Genomic DNA, 24535 nt, shown 5'->3' with positions numbered 1-24535 from the left:
CCCTAATTCAGCCCCAGCAGCTTGGCGGCGTTGTCGTGCAGGACCAGCCGCTCCTCGTCGGCGGTCAGGCCCAGGGCGCGGACGGCGGCGATGGCCGTGGCGGGCGTGTCGACCGGCCAATCCGAGCCCATCAGCACGTGGTCGACGCCGTGCTGGCGCAGGGTCCAGACCAGTTCCGGCTGCACGGGCGAGCCGGCATAGGCCGTGCCGATGGCCGAGATGTCGAGCCAGACATTGCCGCCCATGCCCAGCTTGCGCAGCGTGGACAGGGTCAGCACGTCGCGGAACTGGGTGAAGCCCATGTGGGCGAAGATGAAGTTGGTCTTGGGCTGCCGCAGCGACAGCATCAGCAGCTTGCCCAGTTCATTGGCGTCGAGCGGATTGAAGCTGTCGAACAGTACGGCCATGCCCAGCTCGCCGCACTTGGCCGTTACCTTGGCGACGGCCGGATCGGCGACGTCGAACCGCTGGGTGTTGGGGTGCAGCTTGATCACCTTCACGCCCAGCTTGGCCAGGCGGTCCAGCTCGGCCAGGGCCGCGTCGCCGTCGGCCGGATGCACCGAGGCGATCACATAGAAATGCTGGGGATCGGCCTTGGCCGCCGCGATGGCCGCGTCGTTCAGGGCGCGGGTGGCGGCCATGTCGCCCTGCCGGGCGATGACGATCAGGGCGCTTTGCTGAACGCCCGCCGCCTGGTCCAGCGCCCGCAGCTCGGCCGTGCCGATCGGATGGCTGGCCGACAGGCCGTTGCCGTCGTTGGTGCGCAGATGGGCGTGGGTGTCGATGATCGGACCGGTGTAGTGCTCGGCGGCCTGGGCGGGTGAGAGGTTCGCGCCCAGCAGCAGCGCCGACAGCGCCGCGATTCCGATCCTACCCATGCCGTACCCCCTCATGTCGCGTGAACCGCGCTCGGTGAAGGTTGGGATATAGGTAGGGTCTAGTCGAACACCACCGTCTTCGCCCCGGCGATCAGCACGCGATGCTCGACGTGCCAGGTGACCGCGCGGGCCAGCACGGTGCACTCGACGTCGCGGCCCAGGGTCACCAGGTCGTCGGGCGTGTGGCTGTGGTCCACGCGGTGGACGCCCTGTTCGATGATCGGGCCCTCGTCCAGGTCGGTGGTCACGTAGTGGGCCGTGGCCCCGATGATCTTCACGCCGCGTTCGAAGGCCTGGTGATAGGGCTTGGCGCCCTTGAAGCTGGGCAGGAACGAGTGGTGGATGTTGATGCACCGCCCCGACAGCCGCGCGCACAGGGCCGGCGACAGGATCTGCATGTAGCGGGCCAGCACCACCAGATCGACCTCCAGGTCATCGACCAGCTTGAGGAAGGCGTCCTCCTGCTCGACCTTGTTGGTCTTGGTGGTGGGCAGGTGGAAGTAGGGCAGGCCGCTCCACTCGGTGAACGAGCGCATGTCCTCGTGGTTGGACATCACCCCGACGATCTCGACCGGCAGCAGGCCCGCGCGCCAGCGGTGCAGCAGGTCGAACAGGCAGTGGCCGAACTTGGAGACGGCGATCAGCACCTTGGGCTTGGCGTTGGCGTCATGCAGGGCCCAGGTCATGCCGAAGCGCTTGGCGATCAGCTCGAAGCCGCGGCGCAGGTCGTCGATCCCCGGCATGGCGCCGTCGGGCCGGAACACGGTGCGCATGTAGAACTGGTCGGCCAGGCCGTCGTTGAAATGGCTGCTCTCGACGATCGAGGCGTCGTTGTCGGCCAGGAAGCCGGACACGGCGGCGACCACGCCCTTCCGATCGGGGCATTGCAGGATCAGGATGTAGCGGTCGGCGGGTGTCTTGGCGTCCATGGCAGGGTCGTAGTCGACCTGGGCCGTGCGACCAAGCCGCATTGTTCTCACAGCGCTTTTACAAAAAGCGGGCCTTCATTCCATATGGCAACTAATCGGTTGCCTTTTCATTCTCGCGGAGTCATCAATAGGCAACCAGGAGGTTGCCGTCATGACCGATCGCATCGAAAAGACCATCGAGCTGAACGCGCCCATCGAGCGCGTCTGGCGCGCCGTCAGCGACCACAAGGAATTCGGGACCTGGTTCAAGGTCGACCTGGAGGCGCCGTTCGTCGTCGGCCAGGAGGCGCGGGGCCAGATCACCCATCCGGGCTACGAGCACGTGACCTGGAAGGCCAGGGTGGCGGCCATCGAACCGCCCAAGCGCTTCGCCTTCACCTGGCATCCCTACGGGATCGATCCCGACGTCGACTACGACAAGGAGGAGCCCACCCTGGTCGAGTTCCTGCTCGAACCGGCCGGGGCCGGCACCCGGCTGAAGATCATCGAGTCCGGCTTCGACAAGGTCCCCGCCCATCGCCGCGAGGAAGCCTTCCGGATGAACGACGGGGGCTGGACGCAGCAGGTTCAGAACATCAAGGCCCATGTTGAATCCTGACCCCGCGCTACCGGATCCAGCCCCGATCTTCGCGGCCCTGGGCGACCGCACGCGCCTGGCCTTGCTCAGCAAGCTGGGCGACGGCCAGGCGCGGTCGATCGCCGCCCTGTCGACCGACACCGCCCTGACCCGTCAGGCGATCACCAAGCACCTGCACGTGCTGCAGGACGCCGGCCTGGTGGCGTCCTTGCGCGTCGGCCGCGAAAGCCGCTTCGCCGCGCGGCGCGAGGCGCTGAACGAGGCGCGCGCCTATCTCGACGGCGTGTCGCGCCAGTGGGACGACACGCTGGGCCGGCTGAAGGCGTTCGTGGAGGACGCCGACTAGAGGGCCTTCACCGGCGGCTCGGCATACGAGGCCGACGCCGTGATCACCGCGTCCGGCGCGGCCAGCATCTGCAGATAGGCCTTTTTCGGATAGGCCATGTGCGGCTTGTCCTCGGCATAGGCCGGCTGCGGCACGGGCGAGGGGCCGTCATAGGGGGCGGGGGCCTTGAAGCGCTCGGCCTCCTCCGGGCTGATGCCGGCCTTGGCCAGAACGGCGGGATCGACCCAGCGGGCCGGGTCGATCGGCTCGCCCGGCGCGGCGACCTCCAGGGTCATCTGGTCGGGACCGGCGAAATAGATCGAGCGGCACATGCCGTGGTCGATCGGGCCCAGCACGTTGATCCCGTGGCTGCGGATGCGGTCGCGCATCGCCAGCAGCTCTTGTTCGCTGTCGGCCCGGAAGGCCAGGTGCTGCAGCGTGCCCGGCGCGCTGGGCTGGGCGCCGTTGCCGGCATGGGTGACGCCCAGCTGCACGGGGATCTTGTCGACGTCCGGCAGCTGCACGATCGAGAAGTAGCTGTGGTCGTTCATTCGCAGGAAGGCGTGCAGGCCTCCCGGCACGCCGTGCATGTCGAACAGCGCCACCAGCGGACAGCCCATCACCTCGCTGAAGAAGGCGATGTGCTTCTTGATGTCGCCGGCCATGAACGCCAGGTGGTGGATGCCGGTCGGATGCTGCGCCATGGCGGCGGTCCTCCCTCGAAGGGGTTTGGGGGCGGCCTTGACTTCCCCGGGGACAATTTCCTGTCCTTGAGGCTTGAGATAACGAGGTTACGTAAGGGGCGGCAAGTGACCAGTGGTTCGATGCGCATCGTCCGCGAGCCTTACGGCTACGCCTATGCCGAAACCTCCCGCCTCAAGGAGACCTATGGCGGTCCCGAGGGCCAGGTGTTCGTCGAGTGCATGCGCATCCGGCCCGAAGTCGGCGACTCCGACACCGTGATCCTGTTCAGCCACCCGATCGGCGGCGGCTCGTTCCTGCCGCTGGTCACCGCCCTGGCCCGGGCCGGTCGGCACGTCGTCTATTGCAACACCCGCTATCGCGGCAACGACACGGCCCTGATCCTGGAGAAGTGCGTCCTGGACCTGGGCGCCTGCATCGCCGACCTGAAGACCCGGTTCGGCTATGGCAAGGTGATCCTGGGCGGCTGGTCGGGCGGCGGCTCGCTGTCGCTGTTCTACCAGGAACAGGCCGAGCGGCCGACGATCACCCACACCCCGGCCGGCGACCCGGTCGACCTGGTCGGGGCGGGACTGCAACCGGCCGACGGGGTGATGCTGCTGGCCGCCCACATCAGCCGCTCGGTGACCCTGACCGAATGGTTGGATCCCTCGATCCTGGACGAGGACCGGCCCTTCGACCGCGACCCCGCCCTGGACATCTACGCGCCCAACTGCCCGCACCAGCCGCCCTATGACGAGGCGTTCGTCACCGTGTTCCGCCACGCCCAGCTGGCCCGCAACCGCCGCATCACCGCCCGGGTCCGCGAGACCCTGACGGCGCTGAAGGCCCGCGACCCGGACATGGAGCGGCCGTTCGTGGTGTACGGCACCATGTGCGACGTGCGCTGGACCGATCCGACCCAGGATCCGTCCGACCGTCGGCCGCGCACTTGCTATCTGGGCGATCCGCGCATCGCCAACGACGGGCCCGTGGGCCTGGCCCGCTTCACCACGCTGCGCTCGTGGCTGTCGCAATGGAGCCATGACGAGAGCCGGGCCAACGGCGTGCTGAACGCGGCCAATATCAGCTGTCCGGCCCTGGTGATCAGCAACACGGCGGACCTCGCCTGCACCCCCAGCCACGCTCGCCGCCTGTTCGACGCCCTGGGCTGCGCCGACAAGCGCTATGTCGAGATCAAGGACGCCGACCACTACTACATCGAACGTCCCGACCTGCTGCCTCAGGCCGTGGCGGCGGTGGAGGGATGGCTGGGCGAGCGGGGGTTCTAGTCCTGGACCGCCAGCACGCGGACGCCGCGCGCCCGGCCTTCGGGGTCGGTCCAGTGGAAGGCCTCGCCGGCGGTCAGGCCGATCAGGGCCGCGCCCACCGGACTGAGCACCGAGATGCGGTTGTCGTCGATGCTGGCGTCGCGCGGCAGGCTGATGCGAACGGCGCGGGTCTGGCCGTTGGACAGGTCCTGGAACTGGACCCGCGAGCCGATGCGCACGAACGGGCGCGGCAGCTCATTGGGTTCGACGATCACGGCGCGGGCCATTTCCTCGGCCAGGACGCGGCCGCCCGGCGCGCGGCCGGCGGCGTCGGCCAGGTTGGAGAGGATCTCGAAGTCGGCCTCGGTCACGTAGATCGCGGGCGGGGCCTGGGTGGATTGGGTTTGGGTATTCATAGTGGCTTTCTGGATGTGTCTTGAGCCCTGGCCGGCGCTCGAAGCGCGGGGCCGCGTGGGGCTCGGCGAACGCTCGCCGTTTGGCGCTGGCGTTTCATGAAGACCGCGAGCTTCGGAGAGAAGCCGCCGCCCTGGTCAGGATCGTGCGTGGCCTAGGCCGACGCTGGCCGTCCTACGGCCGATCTGAAAAGGGCATGGCGGGGAAATTCCCTGTGGCTCCAAGCGTTTGGCGCTGAGCGCGGACTTGGAGACGAGAAGCCTGTGGTCAGGCGTCCGGCGCGATCGGATCGCGCTCGGTGACTGTCAGATGGGGACGCGGCGCCCCGATGTCAAATCGGAGGGCGCGCCGCCTCAGTTGAAGGTCAACGCCCGCCAGCTGATCCCGAAGGTGGTGAAGTCGCCGCCGAACCGGGTCAGCGCGCCCTCGCTGCCGGTGAACAGGATCGATTGGGTGCGCGAGATCGGCACGGACAGCGTCAGGCCCACGCGGGCGTTCTCCTGGCGGTTGCCGTCACGAACCCCGTCCACCGTCGTGGCGCCGCCCTGGTAGTAGGTGCCGTTCACCGCCGCCCACAGCCCGGGGCGGAAAGTGTAGCTGAGGTGACCCTGGAACGCGCCCATCGGGTCGCGTTCGCGCCGTTTGCCGTCCAGAAAGTCGTCGTTGTCGGTGTAGAGCCAGACCGCGGCATAGGCGTCGGCCTGCCAGCGTCCCATGGGAAAGGACACGCCGACCTCCGGCTTGAACGCCCAGCGATTGGCGCCGATGTTGACCAGCTTGTCGGGCATGTACTCGCCGGTCGGCGCGACGGCCAGCAGGCTGACGCCCAGGATCGGCGAGGGTTTGCGGACGGCGAACGCCTTTCTGGAAAGCGCCGGGCCGCCGATCAGCAGGACGCCGACCCTGAGCCGCAGATCGCCCAGGCCCGAGCGGGTGATCGCGCGTCTCGACTCGCCGACATCGCCGCTGGCGTCGCCCCACACATAGGGCAGGGCGGCCGTCACGCTGGCTTGGCGCCCAGCCAGGCCAAAGACATGGCTGACGCCCACGGTGGCCAGATTGAGGTCGGCCTGGGCGTTGTTGATCGGCGCCCCCGCGTCGAACGCGATCTTGCCGCTGGAATGGGCGTAGCCGGCGACCACGAAGGTCGCGCCGACCGGCGACGGGGAATAGGCGCGCGGCTCCAGGTCCTGGGCGGCGGCCGCGCCGGTCAGCGACGCCCAGGCCGACAGCGCGAGCGCCGCCAAAGCCGGGCCTTGAATCGAGCGGCGAGCGCGCACGGCTCCCGGCTCACCTGGCCAGGTCACGGGAACAAGGCGGCGCGGGGCCATGGTGCGCGGTCATGCGGACGCCTTTCGCCGAAGTCTCGGGACGCGGATCACTGTCGACCGCCGCGGCGTCTTCACAATCAGGCATATCCCGGCGGCGATCCGGGATTGGTCTCAAGGCAAACGGGGAAAGCCCCTAGCGTTCGCGAAGGCGAACTGGCGACCAGGGAAGAGCGGTGGCGTCGCCCGATCGGGTTACTTGGGTTTGGCGGTCGGCGGACGATCTTCGAGATGGTCGTAGAGGATGCGCTCGGCGTCGCCCTTGGGGTCCTCGTACTGACCCGACCGCATGGTCCAGAGGAAGGCGGCCAGCCCCAAGGCGCCGAGCGCCAGCGAGGCCGGCGCGAGGAAGAGAAGGATGTTCAACGGCTCCGCCTTTCGCCCAGGGCGGGCCGCACGGCGTTGAGCAGGACGGTGATCGAGGATCCGGACATGGCCAGGGCGGCGATGAACGGATTGATCAGTCCCAGCATGGCGGCCGGACCGGCGATGAGATTGTAGAGCGCGGAGAAGGCGAAGTTCTCCAGGGCGCGGCGACGGGCGGTGCGCGCGACGGTGATCGCCTGGGCGACCGCGCCGAGTTCGTCGCCGGTGAACACCAGGTCGGCGGCGTTCTGGGCCGCGTCGACGGCGGCGCCCGGGGCCATGGAGGCATGGGCCCTGGCCAGGGCGGCGGCGTCGTTCAGGCCGTCGCCGACCATCAGCACCTTGCGCCCCTCGGCCTTCAGCCGATCGATGGCGGCGGCCTTCTCGATCGGCGTCAGGCCCGCGCGCCAGTTCTGAACGCCGACGGCCCGCGCGACCTGGCCCACGGGCTCTTCAAGGTCGCCGGACAGGATCTCGACGCCCAGCCCCAGGGCACGGAGCGCGGCGACGGCGGCCGCCGCGTCGGCGCGGGGCTGGTCCTCGAAGGCGAACCGGATCTTCACGTCGTCGTCGATGAAGCTGAACCACAGCTCGGTCTCCCGCGCGCCCTGGGCGGCGCCGACGAACGACGCTCGACCCAGGCGCGCGCGCCGTCCGTCGATCAGGCCCTCAACGCCTTGTCCGGGCGTCTCCACGCAGTCGTGGGCGACCAGGCCGACCCCGGCCTGCGCCGCCAGGGCCCGGGCCAGCGGATGGCGCGAGGCGCGCGCCAGGGGCGCGGCCATGGCGACCAGATGGTTGAACGCGCCGATCAGCCGAGGCTGGCCTTCGGTCAGCACGCCGGTCTTGTCGAGCACGACGTAGTCCACCTCGGCCAGGCGCTCGAGCGCCGCGCCGGACTTGACCAGCACGCCCTTGCGGAACAGCCGGCCGCTGGCGGCGATCTGCACCGCTGGCACGGCCAGGCCCAGGGCGCAGGGGCAGGTGATGATCAGCACGGCCGCCGCCCGCAGCAGAGCCTCGCGCGGACCCAGGCCCAGAGCCCAGGACGCGACGAAGGTGAGGGCCGCCGCCGAATGCACGATCGGCACGTAGAGGGCGGCGGCCTTGTCGGCCAGCCGGACATAGGCCGAGCGGCTCTGGGCGCCGGCCTCCATCAGCCGAGCGATCGCCGCCAGGGTGGAGTCCTCGCTGCGCGCGGTGACGACGACGACCAGGCGACCGGTGAGGTTCAAGGCGCCCGCGTGCAGGGTCGACCCGACGCCCACCGCCGCCATGGCGGTCTCGCCGGTGATCAGGGCGTTGTCGATTTCGGAGACGCCGGCCTCGACCCGGCCGTCGACCGGAACGCGCTCGCCGGGCGCGACGACCACGCGGTCGCCGACCCGCACCTCGGCGACCGGCACGCCGCGCTCGATTCCGCCCTCCAGGCGGACCGCCACGGGCGATTGCAGGGCCAGCAGGTCCCGGGCCGCCGACCGGGCGTTGGCGCGCAGGCGGTGGTCCAAATAGCGGCCGATCAACAGCAGGAACAGCAGGGTCACCGCCGCGTCGAAATAGGCGTGCCGTCCGCCCAGGATCGTCTCGGAGAAGCTGACGATCAGGGTCAGGATCACCCCGATCGAGATCGGCACGTCCATATTGGCCTTGCCGCGCCGCAGCGACGCCCAGGCCGATCGGAAGAACGGGCGGCCCGCGAACAGCGCGCACGGGGTCGCGACGATGGCGGCGAGCCAGTACATCACCGTCAGGGTCGAAGCGTTCAGCTCCTGGCCGAACAGGCCCGCCCAGGCCGGCACGGTGAACATCATCACGTTGCCGGCCCCGAAGCCCGCCACGCCCAGGGCGACGGCCAGCTCGCGTCCCTCGCGGTCCTGGGCGGCGGCCGCCTCGGTCGGGTCGAACAGGCAGGCGCGGTAGCCCAGCTCCTCGACGATCTCCACCACTCGGTCGGGATCGGCCGAATTCACCCCCAGATCGACCGCCAACTTGCCGGTCGTCAGGTTCAGGCGCGCGCTCTCGACGCCAGGCACGGAGACCACGGCCTTCTCGATCTTGCCGATGCAGGCCGCGCAGCGGGCGCCGCTGACCAGCAGCTCCAGGCGACCCTTGCCCGCCGCGTCGCGGTGGACGAACGCCTCAAGGTCGCGCGGAACGGCGAGGCTCTGGCTCATTGGCCCACCAGCCGGGTTTCGATCTCGAACTGGTCCTGGGCGTTTCTGGCCGTGGCGCGCAGGTCCCACGCGCCGTCCAGCCTGGCGCCGGCCTGGTACCACCCGTCGCCGGTCGGGGTGAAGGCCAGGACCTGGCGTCCGATCTCGGTGGCGGGCCGCTCCAGGGTTCCGGTCAGCGACAAGGTAGACAGCGGCCGTCCGGTCTTGTCCTTCATCCGCAGGGCCACGACGCCCGGCCTGGGGACCGCCGCCTCGGCGGTCCAGCCCAGCGCCGCCTCCCGCTCGCGCAGGGCCAGGGTGCGGTTGAAGGCCAGCCCGGCCTCGTAGGGGTTGGAGGCGACCTGGCCGGAGAAGGTGCTGTAGGCCTTCACGACGAAGAACGCGTCCACGCCGACGACCAGGCCGAAGAACAGCACCACTCCGATCAGGACGTGCTTGCCGGTGATCTGTCCCTTGACGGACGGGGCGGCGGGTGGGGCGGGGGAGGGGACGGCCGGTCTCATTACTGGTTCGCGGCTCCGGAAAGGAAGACGGTCTTGGCGCTGGACTCGATGTCGCCCGAGCGGACGACGAAGCGACCGGGAAGGCTGGCCGGACGCAGGTCGTTCGGCGGCGCGGTGACGAACACCCGCACGGCCACCACCTGGTCGGCGGGCACGACCACGCCGATGCTGGCGCCCGCCGCTCGCCCGGGCTGGCTGAGGCGAACCCCCTCGATCCCCGAGAAGACGATCTCGAAGCGGTGGTCGGCGAAGGTGCGATTGGCGATCTTCAGGGTGTAGCCGTTGCGCACCGCCCCGTCGTGCATGCGAACGAAGACCGGGTTGCGGTCGCCGATGACATGAAGCTCGGCCTCGGGTCGGCCGATCAAGGCCCAAAGGGTCAGGGCCGAAACCACGGCCAGGGCGAACGCATAGAAGACGGTGCGCGGGCGAACCAGCTTGTAGACCGCCTTCTGACCGTTGGCGCGCGCGGCGACGGCGTCGACGGAGTCATAAGCGATCAGCCCGGTCGGCCGCCCAAGCCGGCCCAGGATGTCGTCGCAGGCGTCGACGCAGAGGCCGCAATTGATGCATTCCAGCTGGCTGCCGTCGCGGATGTCGATGCCCATCGGGCACACGACCACGCACTGGTTGCAGTCGATGCAGTCGCCTCGGTCTTCCCAGGATTGACCCTTCTTGTGCGCGCCTCGGGGTTCGCCGCGGTCGCGCAGATAGGCCACCTGCAGCGAGTGCTCGTCCAGCATGGCGCTCTGGATGCGCGGCCAGGGGCACATGTAGGTGCAGACCTGTTCGCGCATCCATCCGGCGAAGATGTAGGTGGTGGCGGTCAGCAGGGCGCAGGAGACATAGGCCGTCATCGCGCCCTGTCCGATCCAGAAGGTGCGGATCAGGGTCGGGGCGTCGTGGAAATAGAAGATCCAGGCGCCGCCGGTGCCGAAGGCGATGCCCAGCCAGGTCAGGTGCTTGCCGGTCTTGCGCCAGAGCTTGTTGAACGACAGGGGTTGGGCGTCCAGGCGCATGCGGGCGTTGCGGTCGCCCTCGAACGCGCGCTCGACCACGATGTAGAGGTCGGTCCAGACGGTCTGTGGGCAGGTGTATCCGCACCACAGGCGGCCGAACAAGGCGCTGACCAGGAACAGGCCCAGCGCGCCCATCACCATCAGGCCGGTGAAGATGTAGACTTCCTGCGGCCACAGCTGGATGTCGAAAAAGTAGAAACGGCGGCCGGTGAAATCCACCAGGACCGCCTGCTGGGGCAGGTCGCCGGGCCGCGCCCAACGGATCCAGGGCGTGATGTAATAGACCGCCAGGGTGGCGATCAGCACCGCCCACTTCACCGTTCGCCAGCGGCCGTGGACCAGCTTCGGGTAGATCGGCTCGCGAGGCTTGTAGAGCCCGCCCTTCGCGTCGCCCTTGGCCTTCGCCCGAGCGGCGGCCGAGACCGCCGTCGAGGCGTAGGACTTGGGCGGGGACTTGGGCGGCGTTTTGTCGATGAGCGTGGGCATGACCCCTACTGACCGCCCGCGTTCGCGTGGATGTAGACCGCCAGGGCCTTGATGGTCTCGGGGCTCAGGCGGCTTTCCCAGGTGGGCATCACGCCGCCGTTGCCGGCGTGGATCTGGCCCCGGATGGCGGTGCGGTCGGCCCCGTACAGCCATTCGCCGTCGGTGAGGTTGGGCGCTCCGACCGACTGCATGCCGCGGCCGTCCACGCCATGGCAGCTGGCGCATTGCTCGGCGAACACCGGCGCGGCCCGCGCCGCGGCCGCCGCGTCGGCCGGCCGGCCCGACAGCTTGACCACATATTCGGTCAGGTCGCTGACCGCGGCGGGCGGCAGCAGCTCGTCGCGGCCGAACGCCGGCATTTGCGACAGGCGTTGGCCCGGGTGTCCGGACCGGACGCCGACGGTGATCGTGTGCTGGATGTCCTGCAGCGAGCCGCCCCACAGCCAGACGTCGTCGCGCAGGTTCGGATAGCCCTTGCCGCCCGTGCCGCCCACGCCGTGGCAGGTGGCGCAGTTGTCGCCAAAGACCGACTGGCCGACCTGTTGGGCATAGGCCTGCAGCTTGGGATCCTGTTCGATCTGCTCAAGGCTGGCCTTGCGCATCATGCTCGCGCCCGCCCCGCGCTGGACGTCCAGGGCGTGAAGGTCGCTGGCGACATCGGCCCGGTCGGAGTGATGCAGCAGGCCCTTGGTGTAGCCGTGCACGCCCGGCCAGGCCGGCATCAGGATCCAGTAGACGATCGCGAACGCGATGCTGCCGTACCAGACCCACAGCCACCAGCGCGGCAGGGGGGTGTCCAGTTCGCGGATGCCGTCCCACTCGTGGCCGGTGGTCTCGGTGCCGGTGACGTCGTCGGTTTCGCGGTCGGCCATCAGCGCAGTTCCTCGTCTTCCAGCGGTAGTTGCGCGGCGCGCTTGTATTCGGCGGCCTTGGACGGCCAGAGGGCGAAACCCACGCCGACCAGGAAGATCAGGCCGAAGTAGATCAGGCCGCCTTGTTGGGCGATGCGGGCGACGGTTTCGTAGGTCATGCCGCTACCTCTGGTTCTCGGGCGCTTGGGCCTTGTAGGATTTGAAGTCGACCAGGGTGCCGAGCATCTGCAGGTAGGCCACCAGGGCGTCCATTTCGGTGATCTTGTCGGGATCGCCGTCGAAGTCGCGATTGACCACCTTGGCGCCGTAGCGCTTGCGCAGGGCGACCGCGCCGGTCGAGAACGGATCGGCCTGGGCCTCCAGATCGGCCTTGGCGTTGGCGATCTCCGCGTCGGTGTAGGGCACGCCGACGGTCCTCTGGGCCCGCATCTTGTCGACCAGGTCGCGGTAGTCGAGCTCGGCGTTCGACAGGAACTGGTAGGGCGGCATCACCGACTCCGGGACCACCGAGCGCGGATCGTTCAGGTGGTCGCGGTGCCAGGCGTCGGAGTATTTTCCGCCCACCCGGGCCAGGTCCGGGCCCGTGCGCTTGGAGCCCCACTGGAACGGGTGGTCGTACATGCTCTCGGCCGCCAGGCTGTAGTGGCCATAGCGCTCGACCTCGTCGCGCAGGGGGCGGACCATCTGCGAATGGCACAGATAGCAGCCCTCGCGGACATAGATGTCGCGCCCTTCCAGCTCGAGCGGCGTGTACGGCCGCATGCCGTCGACCTTCTCGATCGTGCCTTGCAGCCAGAACAGCGGCGCGATCTCGACCAGGCCGCCGATCGACACGACGATCAGGACGCCGACGACCAGCCACAGGGAGTGACGCTCGAACTTGGCGTGGTGCTTCCAGAATGACATCGCGGGGTCCTCAGGCGATCGCGGGAGCGGGCGCGGCCGAGACCGCGGGCTCGGCGGAGGTCGATGCGACCGTGCGCCACAGGTTGAAGATCATGATCAGGGCTCCGGAGAGGTACATCAGGCCGCCGACCATCCGGATGACGTTCTCGACGTGCTTGGCCGAGACCGTCTCGATGAAGCTGTAGGCCAGGAAGCCCTGGGGCGTGTACTCACGCCACATCAGGCCTTCCATGATCCCCGACACCCACATCGCGGCGATGTAGAGAAGGATGCCGACGGTCGCGAGCCAGAAGTGCCACTCGATCAGCTTGTTGGAGTAGATGGCCGGCTTCTTCCAGAGCCACGGCACCATGCAATAGACGGCGCCGAAGCTGATGAAGCCGACCCAGCCCAGGGCGCCGGAGTGCACGTGGCCGATGGTCCAGTCGGTGTAGTGGCTCAGCGCGTTGACCGCGCGGATCGACATCACCGGGCCTTCGAAGGTGCTCATGCCGTAGAAGGCGATGGCGACCACCATCATCCGCACCACCGGGTCGGTGCGCAGCTTGTCCCACGCGCCCGACAGGGTCATCAGGCCGTTGATCATGCCGCCCCACGACGGCATCCACAGCATGATCGAGAACGTCATGCCCAGGGTCTGGGCCCACTGCGGCAGGGCCGTGTAGTGCAGGTGGTGGGGGCCCGCCCAGATGTAGATGAAGATCAGTGACCAGAAGTGGACGATCGACAGCCGGTAGCTGTAGACCGGCCGCTCCACGCGCTTGGGCACGAAGTAGTACATCATGCCCAGGAACCCGGCGGTCAGGAAGAAGCCGACGGCGTTGTGGCCGTACCACCACTGGACCAGGGCGTCCTGGACGCCGGAGAACACGCCGTAGGACTTGTGGTTCAGCGGGCCGACGGGAACGCCGGCGTTGTTGATCAGGTGCAGCAGGGCGATGGTGACGATGAAGGCCAGGTAGAACCAGTTGGCCACGTAGATGTGCGGCTCGCGGCGCTTCCAGATCGTGCCCAGGAACACCAGCAGATAGGTCACCCAGACGAGAGTCAGCCAGATGTCGACGTACCATTCGGGCTCGGCGTATTCGCGGCTCTGGGTGGCGCCGGCCAGATAGCCGGTGGCGGCCAGGACGATGAACAGCTGGTAGCCCCAGAACACGAACCAGGGCGCGATGCCGCCAGCCAGCCGGGCCCGGCAGGTGCGCTGCACGACCCAGAACGAGGTGGCGATCAGGGCGTTGCCGCCGAACGCGAAGATCACCCCGGAGGTGTGGACAGGCCGCAGCCGGCCGAAGTTCAGCCACCCGGCCTCGGGGAAATAGAAGATCCGGGGCCAGGACAGCTGGCAGGCGATCACCACCCCGACCAGCAGACCCACGGCCGCCCAGAACATGGTGGCGATCACGCCGGCCTTGATCACGCCGTCGGCGTAGCGGTCGGGCTCATCCAGCAGGGTCCCCCCCGCCAGCTTGCCCGTGAGCACGAAGGCGCCGAGCATGGCGGCCAGGGCGACGATGCCGGCGTGAAGCCGGAAGATCGGATCCTGCGTCAGTCCGGCGCCCATCACCGCGGCGAAGGCCGAGATCAGGCAGAACACGAGCAGCCCTCTGGATCCCCCCGGAGGGGCCAGGTGCGCGTTGGCGGTGTGCGGCCCCTGGCCGATAAGGTCCGATGGCGTTGTCATGATTTCCCGAAGTCGCTTGGACTGCCCGGGTGCAGATTGCGCACCTCGCGCGGCCCGGCCTTGATTTCCGTCAAGGCGAGGTCGGGAAAATCACGGATGGTGGCCTGATGTCCTCGACAGGAGTCGCGCTCTCGTGACGTTCACGCCGAAATTCTGGTCGCGCCTCGCGATCCTCGCCCTGATCGCCGCCGGAGTCAGCGCTCAGCTGGCCTGGCTGCACATGGTCTCGGTCTGGGCGTTGGGCGAGATCTGCGGACGTGGACCGGCGCTCCATTGCCCGTGGTGCGCAGCGGCCGTCGGATTCGCCGCGCTGGCGGCGATGTCGGCGCGATGCGGGGCGCGGCGCCGTATCGAGGCGCGCGTGCGGGCCGACTGATGCCGGAAGCCTGCCGCCAGATCGGTACGGCGACGGCGGGAAACTCTACCTGATCGTGGATTCGGCCGGCGCCGAGCGCTGGATGTTCATCTTCCGCTGGCAGGGTCGCCGGCAGGAAAACCTCCTCTTCGACGAGATCGGCGTGGGACTTGGCGGCGCGGCCGGCATGCGCCATTCAACCTGCCAGATGAGCATCAAATGATCCATTCGCACGCCCCACGCGTATCGCGTTGGAAAGGGTGGAGCCTCCCATGAACGTCGCCGTCGCCTATGTCCTGACGCTGGTCGTCTTCGCCATGATCGACACGGTCTGGTTGGGAGCAATGGGAGACCGACTCTACCGGCCGCTTATCGGGTCGATGCTGGCGGAAAATTTCAGACTGGCGCCAGCGATCGCGTTCTATGCGCTGTACGCGGCGGGGCTGACCCTGTTCGCCGTACTGCCTGGGCTGGCCGAGGGCGGCTGGAAGAAGGCCCTGCTCTGGGGAGGACTGCTCGGGCTGTTCGCCTATGGGACCTATGACCTGACCAATCTGGCCACGCTCAAGAGCTGGAGCCTGAAGCTCGCCCTGATCGACATGGTCTGGGGCATGTGCGTCAGCGCCAGCGCATCAGCGACCGCTTGCGCCCTGGTCGCGAGGCTTCTGCGCCCGCCAGCCTAGCGACGGGGCGGGCGAGGGAAGAAGGCGCTGGTTTGGGCGGCGTAGGCGGCGAAGGCGGCGGGGCGCGAGCGCTTCATGTGGTCTTCCAACAAGGGCACGCCCGAGACCTTCGTCAACAGCCAATAGATGTAGGCCGGTCCGCTCAGCGCCAGCCAACCCCAGGGCCAGTCGCCGCCGAAGTCGATGGCGAAAAGCGGCCAGGCGCACCAACCCAGCCATTCGAAAAAGTAGTTGGGGTGGCGCGACCAGGCCCACAGGCCGCTGTCGCAGATGAGCCCGCGGTTGGCCGGGTTGGCCTTGAAGGCGGCGAGTTGATGATCGGCCAGTCCCTCGCCAGCCAGGGCGGACAGGAAGATCAGGGCGGCCAGTCCGTCTTGGAAGCCTAAAGCCGGCGCTGGATTGTGCGCGGCCAGGAGAATGCTGAGGGCCAGGAACGCCGCGGCGCCCGCCTGCAACATCAGGAAGCCGAACATTCGCGTCTGAAAACGTGAACCCCAGTCGTGACGCAAGCGAGCGTATCGGGCGTCCTCGCGCTCGGTGGCCGCCCTCTTGGCGATGTGCGCGCCCAGCCTCAAGCCCCAAAGCCCGATCAGCACGGCCGCCAGCACCTGGCGCGCGGACGGCGCCGCGCCATGCGGCGGAAACAGCGAGACAGCGACGCCGGCCGCGCCCAGGCCGAGCGACCAGAAGACGTCGGCCCATCCGCCCTGCCGGGTGCGCCACTGGACCAGCCAGGCCGCGCTCATCGTCAGAACCAGAAAAAGCGCCGCCGCCGCCCAAAGCGGCAGGAGTTCGGTCATAGCCGCACGAAGGGCTGCACCAGTCGTCCCAACCAGCCGTCGAGTTGGATCTGGCCGTCCAGGGCGGCGACGCAGAGACAGGGATGATCCGACACCACCCGCGGCCGGTGAAGAACCTCGCCGTCGGCCTCCTCCAGGTCGCCGACCTCGAAACGATCTGTCTCGGTGGCGTAGGCGCCGGTCAGGACGCAGGTCAGTTCGACGCCGCCATGCGTGTGGCGGGGCGTCTCGCGCCCCGGATCGATCCTAAGCAATATGACCCTGCAGTCGCCGTCACGCGGGGCATGGACGTCACGCACCCGCATGCCTGGCCCGATCCAGCGCCACGGTCCAAGGGCGTAGCGCCGCAGCGGTTCGGGTAGTTCGGCCATGTCGTTCAGCGGGGCCGGCCTCTTGACCTCGCCCGTATCGGTTTCGATGCGCGCCAAGGCTCGTGTCAGAGCGTCCGAGGACAGGGCGACGGGCGCCGTCTCCTCGAGAAATTGGCCGCCGACGGCCTGGAGCCGGCGCACCCAGGCGTCGGCCGCGGGGCGCAGCGCCAGATGGGTGGCGACGACGACGGCCTGAGGCGGGCTGAGGACGCCGGCGGCGTAGGCGAGCAGCCGTTCCTCGGACGGGCCGTGGCGTGGGATCATCGGGGCGCCTCCCGAGACGGTTGGAGAATGAGGCGAAGCTTTATCATGGCGTTGCGAATTCGGGATTTGACGGTGCCTAGAGGCAGATTGAGATGAAGGGCGATTTCGGAATGGGGGCTTTCCAGGAAGAAGGCGAAGCGCAACACCTCCACCTGTTCGCGGCTCAGGCGCGACAGCGCCTCTCGCACCCGTTCGGTGTCCTCCGACATCGACAGGATCTCGTCGGGGCGGAGAACAGCTTCGCCCGCCAATTCAATTTCAGGCGTGGGAAGGGGGCGGGCGTCGCGCCGCAGCGCATCCAGCCGCCGGTTACGGGCAATGGTGAAGATCCAGGTCGCCGCCCGGGCCTTTCGCGGGTCGAATAGATCCGCTTTGCGCCACACGGTCAGCATGGCGTCCTGGGCGAAATCTTCGGCCGCGCCGGGCGCGGCGCCGGACCTGATCAACCAGGCTTTAAGCCGCGGGGCGAAATGGTTGAAGAGATGGGCGAACGCATCGCGGTCGCGTCGCAGCGCCACCGCCTCGATCAGGCGGTCGTGAAACAGCGGGTCTTGCTCGAGCTCCGGATGGCTCATGCGGAGAGACCGACTTCCTTGTGACGCCAATGACGAGGTCGCGACATGCATGGAGCTTAGTACGCTCCGGGGAAATATTTGGATCATTCGCGATCCAATCCCGACGCCGATGCGTAGTCCGATAAAGCCCGCCCCTTGAAGGTCGAGCGCTTTTCGGAGCCGCAATGTCATCTTCGTACGCCCGCCCTTCCGCCGGGCCTCTCAAGATCGCCGTGGTGGGGTCTGGGGTCGCGGCCCTGTCGTCGGCTTGGCTGCTGTCGCAGCGCCACCAAGTGACGGTCTACGAAAAGACCGATCGTCTGGGCGGCCACTCCAACACCGTCATGGCGTCGACGATCGAGGGAGAAGTGGCGGTCGACACGGGGTTCATCTGTTTCAACGACGCCACCTACCCCAATCTGATCGCCCTTTTTAAGCATCTGGGCGTCGCCACGCGGGCGACCGAAATGTCCTTCGCCGTGTCGCTGGACGAGGGGCGGTTCGAATATGCCGCGCCCCGCCTGTTCGCGCAGCGCCGCAACGTCGTGCGGCCCCGCTTCTGGTCGATGCTGGGCGAGATCATGCGCTTCTATCGGCAGGCCCCGATCGATCTGATGGGCCCCATGGATCCCGATCTGACACTCGGCGGCTACCTCAAGCGGGAAGGCTTCAGCGAGGCCTTTCGCGACGACCACCTCCTGCCGATGGCCGCGGCGATATGGTCTTCGCCCGCCCATACGCTGATGGACTATCCGGCCGAAGCCTTCATTCGGTTCTGCGGAAATCACGGCCTGCTGAAACTGGCCGGTCGCCCGCTCTGGCGAACGGTCGAGGGCGGCAGCCGGGTCTATGTCGAACATCTCGCCCGGGGTCTTGGCGATGTCCGGCTTGAAAGCGCCGTCACCGCGGTGCGACGCACCGATCACGGGGTCATGATCCACGACAGCCAGGGCGGGGTCGCGCGCTTCGACCACGTCGTGATCGGCGCTCACGCCGATCAGGCCCTGGCCATGTTGGCCGAGCCGACGGCCCGCGAGGCCGAACTGCTGAGCGCCTTCCGCTACAGCCGCAATCTGACCGTTCTCCATACGGACGCCGGCCTGATGCCCCGCCGCCGTGGCGCCTGGGCGAGCTGGAACTACATCGGCGCGGATGACGGCCTGTGCGTCACCTATTGGATGAACAGGCTTCAGGGCCTGACCGGCCAGGACCTGTTCGTCACCCTCAACCCGCCACGCCCGCCGCACCCCGACACCTTGTTGCGCAGCGAGCTCTATGACCACCCGATCTTCAACCCGGCGGCGCTCCGGGCGCAGAAGCAGCTGTGGAGTCTTCAAGGGCAGGGCGGGGTCTGGTTCTGCGGCGCCCATTTCGGCGCGGGTTTCCACGAGGACGGCCTGCAGTCGGGCCTGGCCGTCGCCGAGCAGTTGGGGGGCGTGCGTCGCCCCTGGACAGTCGAGAACGAGAGCGGGCGCATCCATCTGTCGCCCGCTCCGGCCCAGACCATGGAGGCGGCGGCGTGACCTGGGCGTCGGCGCTCTATCGCGGCGAGGTCATGCACCAGCGACTGCGGCCCAAGGCGCATCGGTTCAACTATCGCGTCTTCTGGCTGCTGCTGGATCTGGAGGAGCTCGACGACTTGGACCAGCGGCTGCGTCTGTTCTCGCGCAGCCGGTTCAACCTGCTGTCCTTTCACGATCGCGACCACGGGGATGGTTCGACAACGGCCTTGCGGTCGCAGGTCGAGGCTTGGCTCGGACGGGCGCGGATCGACATCGGCCAAGGGCCGGTTCGCCTGCTGACCATGCCGCGCGTCCTAGGTTACGTCTTCAATCCCATCAGCGTCTTCTACTGCCACCATCTCGACGGCCGGCTGGCGGCCTTGGTCTATGAGGTGACCAGCACCTTCGGGGTCCGGCACGCCTATGTCATTCCCGTGCCGGAGGGGGATCAGGCGACCGGCCGGATCCGCCAGGGCGCGGCCAAGGCCCTCTATGTCTCGCCCTTCATGGGGATGGCGATGGACTATGAATTCCGCGGCCATGCTCCGGGCGAGAGGCTGGACCTGACGATCACGGGGCGTGACGCCGAGGGGCCCTTGCTCATCGCCGCCATGGCCGCCGAGCGGCGACCGATGGAGGATCGCGACCTGCTGTCCGCCGCCGCCGCCCTGCCTCTGCTGACCCTGAAGGTCACGGCCGCCATCCATTGGGAGGCGCTTCAGCTCTGGCTCAAGGGCGTGAGGGTGACCCGCCAGCCGGCGCCGGCGGACGAGGCGGTCACGATCCAGCGTAGGCCTCGGGAGAGTCGTCTTGGACGCTGAACGGGCTGGTGCGGTTGCTGAGCCGTATGGCCGCTGACAGTGGCGTCTGCACCTCATGATCGCTGGGTCGCTAAGTCGCGCCGGCGGATGAAGTCTCGGACCAGGCTGACTAGCGTTCGGAATTCCTGGAGCGGCGCTTTTTGAGATCAGTCCCGAGGGCGTTTGCTGTCCGCGCCCGTCTGCGGGTATTTTTCGTCGGGTTTGAGCCGTTCCTCATCCCGCAATCCCTCGATGCGCGAGCGCTCGGAGGGATCGTTCGTCCGGGCAAGCAACAGCGTGAAATGGGCGATGTTGGCTCGCCGTAGCTCGTAAGGCGTCATGACGTCCGCCTTTCATCCTATGCGCGATAGAATACGCTCTCTTCCGGCAGAACGCGCGAGCTAATAGGCGGAGCGGCCTCTTTCCACCCAATCCCGCCCGTCGCGCCGGTCGCATTCGACCGGTTCTTCGCAAGCTGTCTCCATCCTGCCGTTGTTCCGTCGAACTCACGCAACATCACCTTTGGGCGGCCTGGATCCAGATCAACGCTTGTGGATCAGATCGCGAAGCCAGACCCAGGGCCCCGCCCGCTCGGATGCAAACCTATGGGTTTGTTCCGAGCGCAGCAGCCGCAGTTCCAGACGGCTCTCGCGGCCCGCCTCTTCCAGCCAGGCGTGCAGCGACCGCCAGCCGGTCTTGAGGCGCTGGTAGGCCTGGTCGGGCTCGCCGGCGTCCGGCGTCGCCTCGGGTCCGATCAGTCGGCGGATCTGTAACAGCACCTCCGCCAGCGCCTGCTGTCGCGCCGCCAGCACGAGCATCCGTTCGCGCCTCGACCGCTCTTCGGACTCGCCGGTCACCGAGCTAGTCCCGTCGCCCGGGGAGGAAATAGGCCTGTCGTTCGCCTTCGGCCTTCGAGGTCGTCGCATGGATCTGCAGCAGGTCCTTGCGGGCGAGCAGGCCCACCAGTCGGCCGGTGGCCGGGTCGGTGACCGGTATGCGGCCCTGGCCGGTCGCCAGCATCAGGCCGACCACGCGCGCGACGACGTCGTCGGGATGAGCGACCGGCAGGGCCGCGTCCGACACCCGCTCGGCGAGCGTCTGTTCGTCCAGCCCGCCCTCGACCCGCCAAGCCAGGGCGTCGGCCCGCGACACCAGTCCGACCAGCCGCCCGGACGCCTCGACGACCGGATAGACACGGTGACGACCGCGCTCCAGAACCGCGACCGCGGCGGGAATGGGCAGGTCGGCCGGCAGGGTGTCGACCGCCTGGACCATCACCTCCGAGACCCGGACCAGTTCGTAGGGATCGACCCCGTACTCTCGGGTGAGGTGTCGGCCGCGGCGGGCGATCTTCTCGGTCAGGATCGAGCGCTTGAGCAGCAGCACCGTCGTGGCGTAGGCGGCCGCCGAGGCCGCCAGCAGCGGGGCCAGCATTCGCCAGTCGCCGGTCAGCTCGACCGCGAAGATCACGGCGGTCAGCGGCGAGCGCATGGTGCCGCCCAGCATCGCCGCCATGCCCAGCAAGGCCCAGAAGCCCGCGTCGCCCGGCAAGACCTGGCCGACCAGCCATCCCATCGCCCCGCCCAGGATCAGCAGCGGGGCCAGCACCCCGCCCGAAGTGCCCGACGACAGGGCCACCAGCCAGATCAGCGCCTTGACCACCAGCAGGACGACCACCGCCTGGACGACCAGATGTCCGGTCAGCAGGTCGCCGATCACGTCATAGCCGACCCCCAGGGCCCGAGGCTCGACCAGCCCGCCCAGGCCCACGCCCAAACCGCCCAGCGCCGGCCACCACATCCAATGGATCGGCAGACGCTCAAAGGCGTCTTCCAGGCCGTACAGCAGCTTGGTCAGCAGACCCGACTGCAGCCCGGCCAGCACGCCCAGGCCCGCGCACAGGGCCAAGCCCCACCAGGGCAGCAGCGGATCGGCGGCGAACGGAAACAGCGGGCCGCTTCCAAACAGCAGCGGCCGCCAGCTGGTGGCGGTGACCGCCGCGACCGCGACCGGGATGAAGCTGCGCGGCCGCCATTCGAACAGCAACAGCTCGACCGCCAGCAGGACGGCGGCCACCGGCGTGCCGAAGATCGCGGTCATGCCGGCCGCCGCGCCGGCCACCAACAGGGTCTTCCGCTCGGCGGCGCTGAGGTGGAAGAACTGGGCGAACAGCGAGCCGATCGCCCCGCCGGTCATGATGATCGGGCCCTCGGCCCCGAACGGTCCGCCCGTGCCGATCGAGATCGCCGACGAAATCGGTTTGAGCACGGCCACCTTGGGCGACATGCGGCTGCCGCCGATCAGGATCGCCTCGATGGCCTCGGGGATGCCGTGGCCGCGGATCTTCTCCGATCCGAACCGCGCCATCAGACCGATGACCAGGCCGCCCAGCACCGGCGCGGCCACCATCCAGGGGGAGGGGGCCAGGTGCTCGAGCGAGCGGGAAGCGATATCGAACCGTCCAAACCAGACGAGGTTGGTCGTCAGGGTGATCAGGCGGATCAGCAGCCAGGCCGCGCCCGCCCCGCCGCTGCCGACCACCAGGGCCATGGCCGCCAACATCAGCAGGCGGCGGTCGGCGGTGAAGTCGCCAAGCGCGCGGCGTGGGGCGTTCCCCATGAAACTGGACTCGGCGGCGGTCATGCTTCCCTCTCGGAGCGGCTCTTGTGAAAGCGCCAATATGTCGTATTACGATATTTTCCAAGAGGGGTGGGCGCTTGGACGACAAGAATCGTGACGAAGACGGCCTGACACGCACGCAGTACGTGGCGCTGGCGGCCTTCCGCTACGAGCTGCGCCGGTTCCTGGCGTTCAGCGAAACCGCCGCGCATGGCGCGGGCCTTCCAGCCCAGCAGCACCAGGCGCTGCTGGCGATCGCCGGCTTCGACGGCGCGGACGCGCCCACGGTGGGGACCTTGTCGGAACGCCTGATGATCGCGCCCCACACCGCGACCGAACTGACCGCGCGGATGGTCGAGGCGGGGCTGATCAGCAAGCTTCCGTCCCGGCAGGATCGCCGCAAGGTGCACCTGGCGCTGACCGACAAGGCCGAAGACCTGCTGGCCGAGTTGAGCACGGCTCATCTCAAGGAGCTGAAGTCCCTGGAGCCCGCCCTGACCGCCGCCCTTGCTCGCCTTGGCCGCGACCGGGCCTGACCAGACCCGCCCCCGAGAGATCATGCTGCAAACCCTCACCTTGGCCCTGCGCGGCCGCAATCCGATCCGGCCGGCGGACATCCTGCGATCGGGGCTCGGCGCCTTGCTCGGCATTCCCGCCACCGGTCTGCTGGCGCACATGGTCGCCAGCGGACATGCCTCGGCTCTGCCGCTGCTGGTCCCCCCGATCGGCGCCTCGGCGGTGCTGGCCTTCGCCGTGCCGGCCAGCCCGTTGGCCCAGCCGCGCGCGATCATCGGCGGCAACATGGTCTCGGCCCTGGCCGGAGTGACCTGCGCCCTGGCCTTCCATCCGCATCCCGCCTTGGCGGCGGCGACAGCCGTGGCCTGCGCGATCGTCGCCATGGGCCTGCTGGGCTGCCTGCACCCGCCCGGCGGCGCCGTCGCGCTGGGCGCCGCCCTGGTCGCCGGTCCGGTCGGTCCGACCTCCTACGCCTATGTCTTCGTGCCGGTCGGACTGTGCTCGGCCTTGCTGGTGCTTTCGGCCATGGCCTATGCGCGGGCGGCGGGGCGGTCCTATCCGCACCGCGTGCCGCAGCCGGCCAATGTGCACGCGACCCACGACGCGCCGCCCTTGCAGCGGGTCGGATTCACCGCCCAGGACATCGACAACGCCCTGGCCCATTATGGCGACCTGCTGGACGTCGATCGCGAGGACCTGGACGCGCTGTTCCGCGAGGTCGAGCTGCAGGCCCACCGGCGTCTCCACGCGCACATCCTGTGCAGCGACATCATGTCCCGGGACGTGCTGAGCGTTGACCTGCACCAGACCGCCCAAAGCGCTCTGGCCTACATGCGCGCCCACGACCTGCGGTCCGCGCCGGTCGTCGACAGTGATCGCAAGGTGGTCGGCATGGTGCGCCGGGCCGAGCTCCAGACCGGCCGGGACGGTCCCGTCGAGGCGGTGTTGGATCCGTTCGTGCACAAGGTTCGCCCCGGCACCGCGATCGAGGCCCTGTTGCCGATCCTGTCCAGCGGGGTCGCGCACGAGGCCATGGTGGTCGACGAGCACCGTGTTCTGCTGGGCATCATCACCCAGACCGACCTGCTCGGCGTGCTCTACCGAGCCCACATTGTCGAGGCGGTGGCGATGCAACGGGCGGAGGAGGCCGGCGCCATCGATCCGGCCATCTAGCCGCCTGGGACGCTCTCCAATCCGCCCCACCAAGGGCTCGGCCCACGTTCGCGCGATGGAGGCGGCCGCGCCTCCGCGACAACATCGGATCTGGCTTTTCCAGGCCTTGCGCCCGCCGGTCGTGGAAGGTCATGCACGGCGCGCTTTGCTTGCGGCATCCCCACGAGCGACTTGCGCGGCTTGGCCAAGGCCAACCAAGCCCACGGCCTGAGTCCGCTTGTGGCGGCCTTCCGTTTGACCGAGGTCTTCAAGGGCAGAACCCGCGCCAAACGTGCCAACGCTGGCCCGCGCTATGGCGCGCCAGTGGAAATATGCGCCAGAATATTCTTAAATCGTTGATTTTTATAGAGAAAGGTGGCGGTGAGAGAGGGATTCGAACCCTCGATAGAGTTTCCCCTATACACGCGTTCCAGGCGTGCGCCTTCAACCACTCGGCCACCTCACCATGCGCACCAGATGCGGAAGGCGGTTGAGACCCCCGACGC

The 24535-nt window shown here is 68.5% G+C and carries 29 protein-coding genes and 1 tRNA gene; 10 read left to right on the top strand and 20 right to left on the bottom strand.

Translation table 11 applies throughout. From position 1 onward, the window contains the following. Positions 1 to 2: 2 nt before the first annotated feature. Positions 3 to 878, bottom strand: a complete 876-nt coding sequence (locus tag ASD21_RS14530) for an amidohydrolase family protein (RefSeq protein WP_056442380.1) — start codon at positions 876 to 878, stop codon at positions 3 to 5. Positions 879 to 937: 59 nt separating this feature from the next. Beyond that, positions 938 to 1807 (bottom strand): formyltetrahydrofolate deformylase, encoded by an 870-nt coding sequence (gene purU / locus ASD21_RS14525; protein WP_056442514.1) that lies wholly within the window; start codon positions 1805 to 1807, stop codon positions 938 to 940. 151 nt (positions 1808 to 1958) lie between these two features. On the opposite strand from purU, the gene ASD21_RS14520 reads away from it, so the two are divergent. Continuing rightward, positions 1959 to 2405, top strand: coding sequence for an SRPBCC family protein (locus tag ASD21_RS14520; protein ID WP_056442377.1), 447 nt, complete (start codon positions 1959 to 1961; stop codon positions 2403 to 2405). Next, positions 2392 to 2730 carry an ArsR/SmtB family transcription factor gene (locus ASD21_RS14515; protein WP_056442374.1) on the top strand — a complete coding sequence of 113 codons (339 nt, stop codon included), beginning with the start codon at positions 2392 to 2394 and terminating at the stop codon, positions 2728 to 2730. Before ASD21_RS14520 ends, ASD21_RS14515 begins: the two co-directional genes overlap by 14 nt. On the opposite strand, the gene ASD21_RS14510 is transcribed toward ASD21_RS14515, so the two are convergent. Beyond that, the gene (locus tag ASD21_RS14510; protein WP_056442372.1) at positions 2727 to 3413 is read right to left on the bottom strand and encodes a VOC family protein; all 687 of its coding nucleotides are present in this window, start codon (positions 3411 to 3413) and stop codon (positions 2727 to 2729) included. The two genes, ASD21_RS14515 and ASD21_RS14510, sit on opposite strands and share 4 nt — an antisense overlap. Before the next feature lie 105 nt (positions 3414 to 3518). Here ASD21_RS14510 and ASD21_RS14505 point away from each other — a divergent pair, with 105 nt between their 5' ends. After that, positions 3519 to 4682: an alpha/beta hydrolase family protein gene (locus tag ASD21_RS14505; protein WP_235524887.1), complete on the top strand. Its 1164-nt coding sequence runs from the start codon at positions 3519 to 3521 to the stop codon at positions 4680 to 4682. Here the strand turns inward: ASD21_RS14505 and rnk are convergent. From rnk to ccoN, 10 genes are all read right to left on the bottom strand, one after another. After that, positions 4679 to 5077 carry a nucleoside diphosphate kinase regulator gene (gene rnk / locus ASD21_RS14500; protein ID WP_056442368.1) on the bottom strand — a complete coding sequence of 133 codons (399 nt, stop codon included), beginning with the start codon at positions 5075 to 5077 and terminating at the stop codon, positions 4679 to 4681. The genes ASD21_RS14505 and rnk overlap by 4 nt on opposite strands. Before the next feature lie 351 nt (positions 5078 to 5428). After that, positions 5429 to 6355, bottom strand: a complete 927-nt coding sequence (locus ASD21_RS14495; RefSeq protein ID WP_162250238.1) for a transporter — start codon at positions 6353 to 6355, stop codon at positions 5429 to 5431. Positions 6356 to 6598: 243 nt separating this feature from the next. Further along, positions 6599 to 6769 (bottom strand): cbb3-type cytochrome oxidase assembly protein CcoS, encoded by a 171-nt coding sequence (gene ccoS, locus ASD21_RS14490; protein WP_056442365.1) that lies wholly within the window; start codon positions 6767 to 6769, stop codon positions 6599 to 6601. Continuing rightward, a complete protein-coding gene (locus ASD21_RS14485; RefSeq protein WP_056442363.1) occupies positions 6766 to 8943 on the bottom strand; it encodes a heavy metal translocating P-type ATPase in 2178 nt (725 codons plus the stop codon). The genes ccoS and ASD21_RS14485 overlap by 4 nt, the downstream gene beginning before the upstream one ends. Then, positions 8940 to 9446 (bottom strand): FixH family protein, encoded by a 507-nt coding sequence (locus ASD21_RS14480; protein ID WP_056442360.1) that lies wholly within the window; start codon positions 9444 to 9446, stop codon positions 8940 to 8942. Before ASD21_RS14480 ends, ASD21_RS14485 begins: the two co-directional genes overlap by 4 nt. After that, positions 9446 to 10951 (bottom strand): cytochrome c oxidase accessory protein CcoG, encoded by a 1506-nt coding sequence (gene ccoG / locus ASD21_RS14475; RefSeq protein WP_056442357.1) that lies wholly within the window; start codon positions 10949 to 10951, stop codon positions 9446 to 9448. Before ccoG ends, ASD21_RS14480 begins: the two co-directional genes overlap by 1 nt. 5 nt (positions 10952 to 10956) lie before the next feature. Continuing rightward, on the bottom strand, positions 10957 to 11823 hold the full coding sequence (gene ccoP, locus ASD21_RS14470) for a cytochrome-c oxidase, cbb3-type subunit III (RefSeq protein ID WP_056442354.1): 867 nt from the start codon (positions 11821 to 11823) through the stop codon (positions 10957 to 10959). Further along, positions 11823 to 11981 carry a cbb3-type cytochrome c oxidase subunit 3 gene (locus ASD21_RS14465; RefSeq protein WP_056442351.1) on the bottom strand — a complete coding sequence of 53 codons (159 nt, stop codon included), beginning with the start codon at positions 11979 to 11981 and terminating at the stop codon, positions 11823 to 11825. Before ASD21_RS14465 ends, ccoP begins: the two co-directional genes overlap by 1 nt. A 4-nt stretch (positions 11982 to 11985) precedes the next feature. Then, positions 11986 to 12729, bottom strand: a complete 744-nt coding sequence (gene ccoO, locus ASD21_RS14460) for a cytochrome-c oxidase, cbb3-type subunit II (RefSeq protein WP_056442349.1) — start codon at positions 12727 to 12729, stop codon at positions 11986 to 11988. A 10-nt stretch (positions 12730 to 12739) separates the two neighbouring features. Further along, a complete protein-coding gene (gene ccoN / locus ASD21_RS14455; RefSeq protein WP_056442346.1) occupies positions 12740 to 14413 on the bottom strand; it encodes a cytochrome-c oxidase, cbb3-type subunit I in 1674 nt (557 codons plus the stop codon). A 133-nt stretch (positions 14414 to 14546) separates the two neighbouring features. Here ccoN and ASD21_RS14450 point away from each other — a divergent pair, with 133 nt between their 5' ends. From ASD21_RS14450 to ASD21_RS14445, 3 genes are read left to right on the top strand one after another with little or no spacing between them, the layout of a single operon-like run. Further along, complete coding sequence (locus ASD21_RS14450; protein WP_056442343.1) at positions 14547 to 14789, top strand: hypothetical protein; 243 nt, start codon at positions 14547 to 14549, stop codon at positions 14787 to 14789. Positions 14790 to 14844: 55 nt separating this feature from the next. Further along, entirely contained in the window at positions 14845 to 14991 is a 147-nt protein-coding gene (locus ASD21_RS23980) for a hypothetical protein (RefSeq protein WP_156390643.1), read from the top strand. Between the two features lie 49 nt (positions 14992 to 15040). After that, positions 15041 to 15451, top strand: coding sequence for a DUF2177 family protein (locus ASD21_RS14445; RefSeq protein WP_056442336.1), 411 nt, complete (start codon positions 15041 to 15043; stop codon positions 15449 to 15451). Here the strand turns inward: ASD21_RS14445 and ASD21_RS14440 are convergent. From ASD21_RS14440 to ASD21_RS14430, 3 genes are read right to left on the bottom strand one after another with little or no spacing between them, the layout of a single operon-like run. Beyond that, on the bottom strand, positions 15448 to 16251 hold the full coding sequence (locus ASD21_RS14440; RefSeq protein ID WP_056442333.1) for a DUF1295 domain-containing protein: 804 nt from the start codon (positions 16249 to 16251) through the stop codon (positions 15448 to 15450). The genes ASD21_RS14445 and ASD21_RS14440 overlap by 4 nt on opposite strands. Further along, complete coding sequence (gene chrR / locus ASD21_RS14435; RefSeq protein ID WP_056442330.1) at positions 16248 to 16886, bottom strand: cadmium/peroxide/UV radiation responsive anti-sigma factor ChrR; 639 nt, start codon at positions 16884 to 16886, stop codon at positions 16248 to 16250. Before chrR ends, ASD21_RS14440 begins: the two co-directional genes overlap by 4 nt. Continuing rightward, positions 16883 to 17461: a sigma-70 family RNA polymerase sigma factor gene (locus ASD21_RS14430; protein ID WP_056442329.1), complete on the bottom strand. Its 579-nt coding sequence runs from the start codon at positions 17459 to 17461 to the stop codon at positions 16883 to 16885. The genes chrR and ASD21_RS14430 overlap by 4 nt, the downstream gene beginning before the upstream one ends. A 164-nt stretch (positions 17462 to 17625) precedes the next feature. Here ASD21_RS14430 and ASD21_RS14425 point away from each other — a divergent pair, with 164 nt between their 5' ends. Beyond that, a complete protein-coding gene (locus tag ASD21_RS14425) occupies positions 17626 to 18963 on the top strand; it encodes an NAD(P)/FAD-dependent oxidoreductase (protein WP_056442326.1) in 1338 nt (445 codons plus the stop codon). Continuing rightward, positions 18960 to 19763 carry a DUF1365 domain-containing protein gene (locus ASD21_RS14420; RefSeq protein WP_082554771.1) on the top strand — a complete coding sequence of 268 codons (804 nt, stop codon included), beginning with the start codon at positions 18960 to 18962 and terminating at the stop codon, positions 19761 to 19763. The genes ASD21_RS14425 and ASD21_RS14420 overlap by 4 nt, the downstream gene beginning before the upstream one ends. 146 nt (positions 19764 to 19909) lie before the next feature. On the opposite strand, the gene ASD21_RS23975 is transcribed toward ASD21_RS14420, so the two are convergent. The 3 genes from ASD21_RS23975 to ASD21_RS14410 form a co-directional block, all read right to left on the bottom strand. After that, entirely contained in the window at positions 19910 to 20083 is a 174-nt protein-coding gene (locus tag ASD21_RS23975; protein WP_156390642.1) for a hypothetical protein, read from the bottom strand. 201 nt (positions 20084 to 20284) lie between these two features. Further along, positions 20285 to 20560, bottom strand: coding sequence for a hypothetical protein (locus ASD21_RS14415; RefSeq protein WP_056442322.1), 276 nt, complete (start codon positions 20558 to 20560; stop codon positions 20285 to 20287). Between the two features lie 43 nt (positions 20561 to 20603). Next, positions 20604 to 22385 (bottom strand): chloride channel protein, encoded by a 1782-nt coding sequence (locus ASD21_RS14410; RefSeq protein WP_056442319.1) that lies wholly within the window; start codon positions 22383 to 22385, stop codon positions 20604 to 20606. A 74-nt stretch (positions 22386 to 22459) separates the two neighbouring features. On the opposite strand from ASD21_RS14410, the gene ASD21_RS14405 reads away from it, so the two are divergent. Both ASD21_RS14405 and ASD21_RS14400 read left to right on the top strand, forming a co-directional pair. Beyond that, positions 22460 to 22897: a MarR family winged helix-turn-helix transcriptional regulator gene (locus tag ASD21_RS14405; protein WP_056442316.1), complete on the top strand. Its 438-nt coding sequence runs from the start codon at positions 22460 to 22462 to the stop codon at positions 22895 to 22897. Positions 22898 to 22919: 22 nt separating this feature from the next. Continuing rightward, positions 22920 to 24050: an HPP family protein gene (locus ASD21_RS14400; RefSeq protein WP_056442510.1), complete on the top strand. Its 1131-nt coding sequence runs from the start codon at positions 22920 to 22922 to the stop codon at positions 24048 to 24050. 355 nt (positions 24051 to 24405) lie between these two features. On the opposite strand, the gene ASD21_RS14395 is transcribed toward ASD21_RS14400, so the two are convergent. Further along, a tRNA-Ser gene (locus tag ASD21_RS14395) sits at positions 24406 to 24495 on the bottom strand. Positions 24496 to 24535 lie beyond the last annotated feature (40 nt).

The sequence above is a fragment of the Caulobacter sp. Root1455 genome, assembly GCF_001426905.1.
In the GTDB taxonomy this organism is placed as follows: domain Bacteria; phylum Pseudomonadota; class Alphaproteobacteria; order Caulobacterales; family Caulobacteraceae; genus Caulobacter.
Note: the sequence above shows the minus strand (reverse complement) of the source record. Positions and strands in the feature narration are given on the sequence as shown.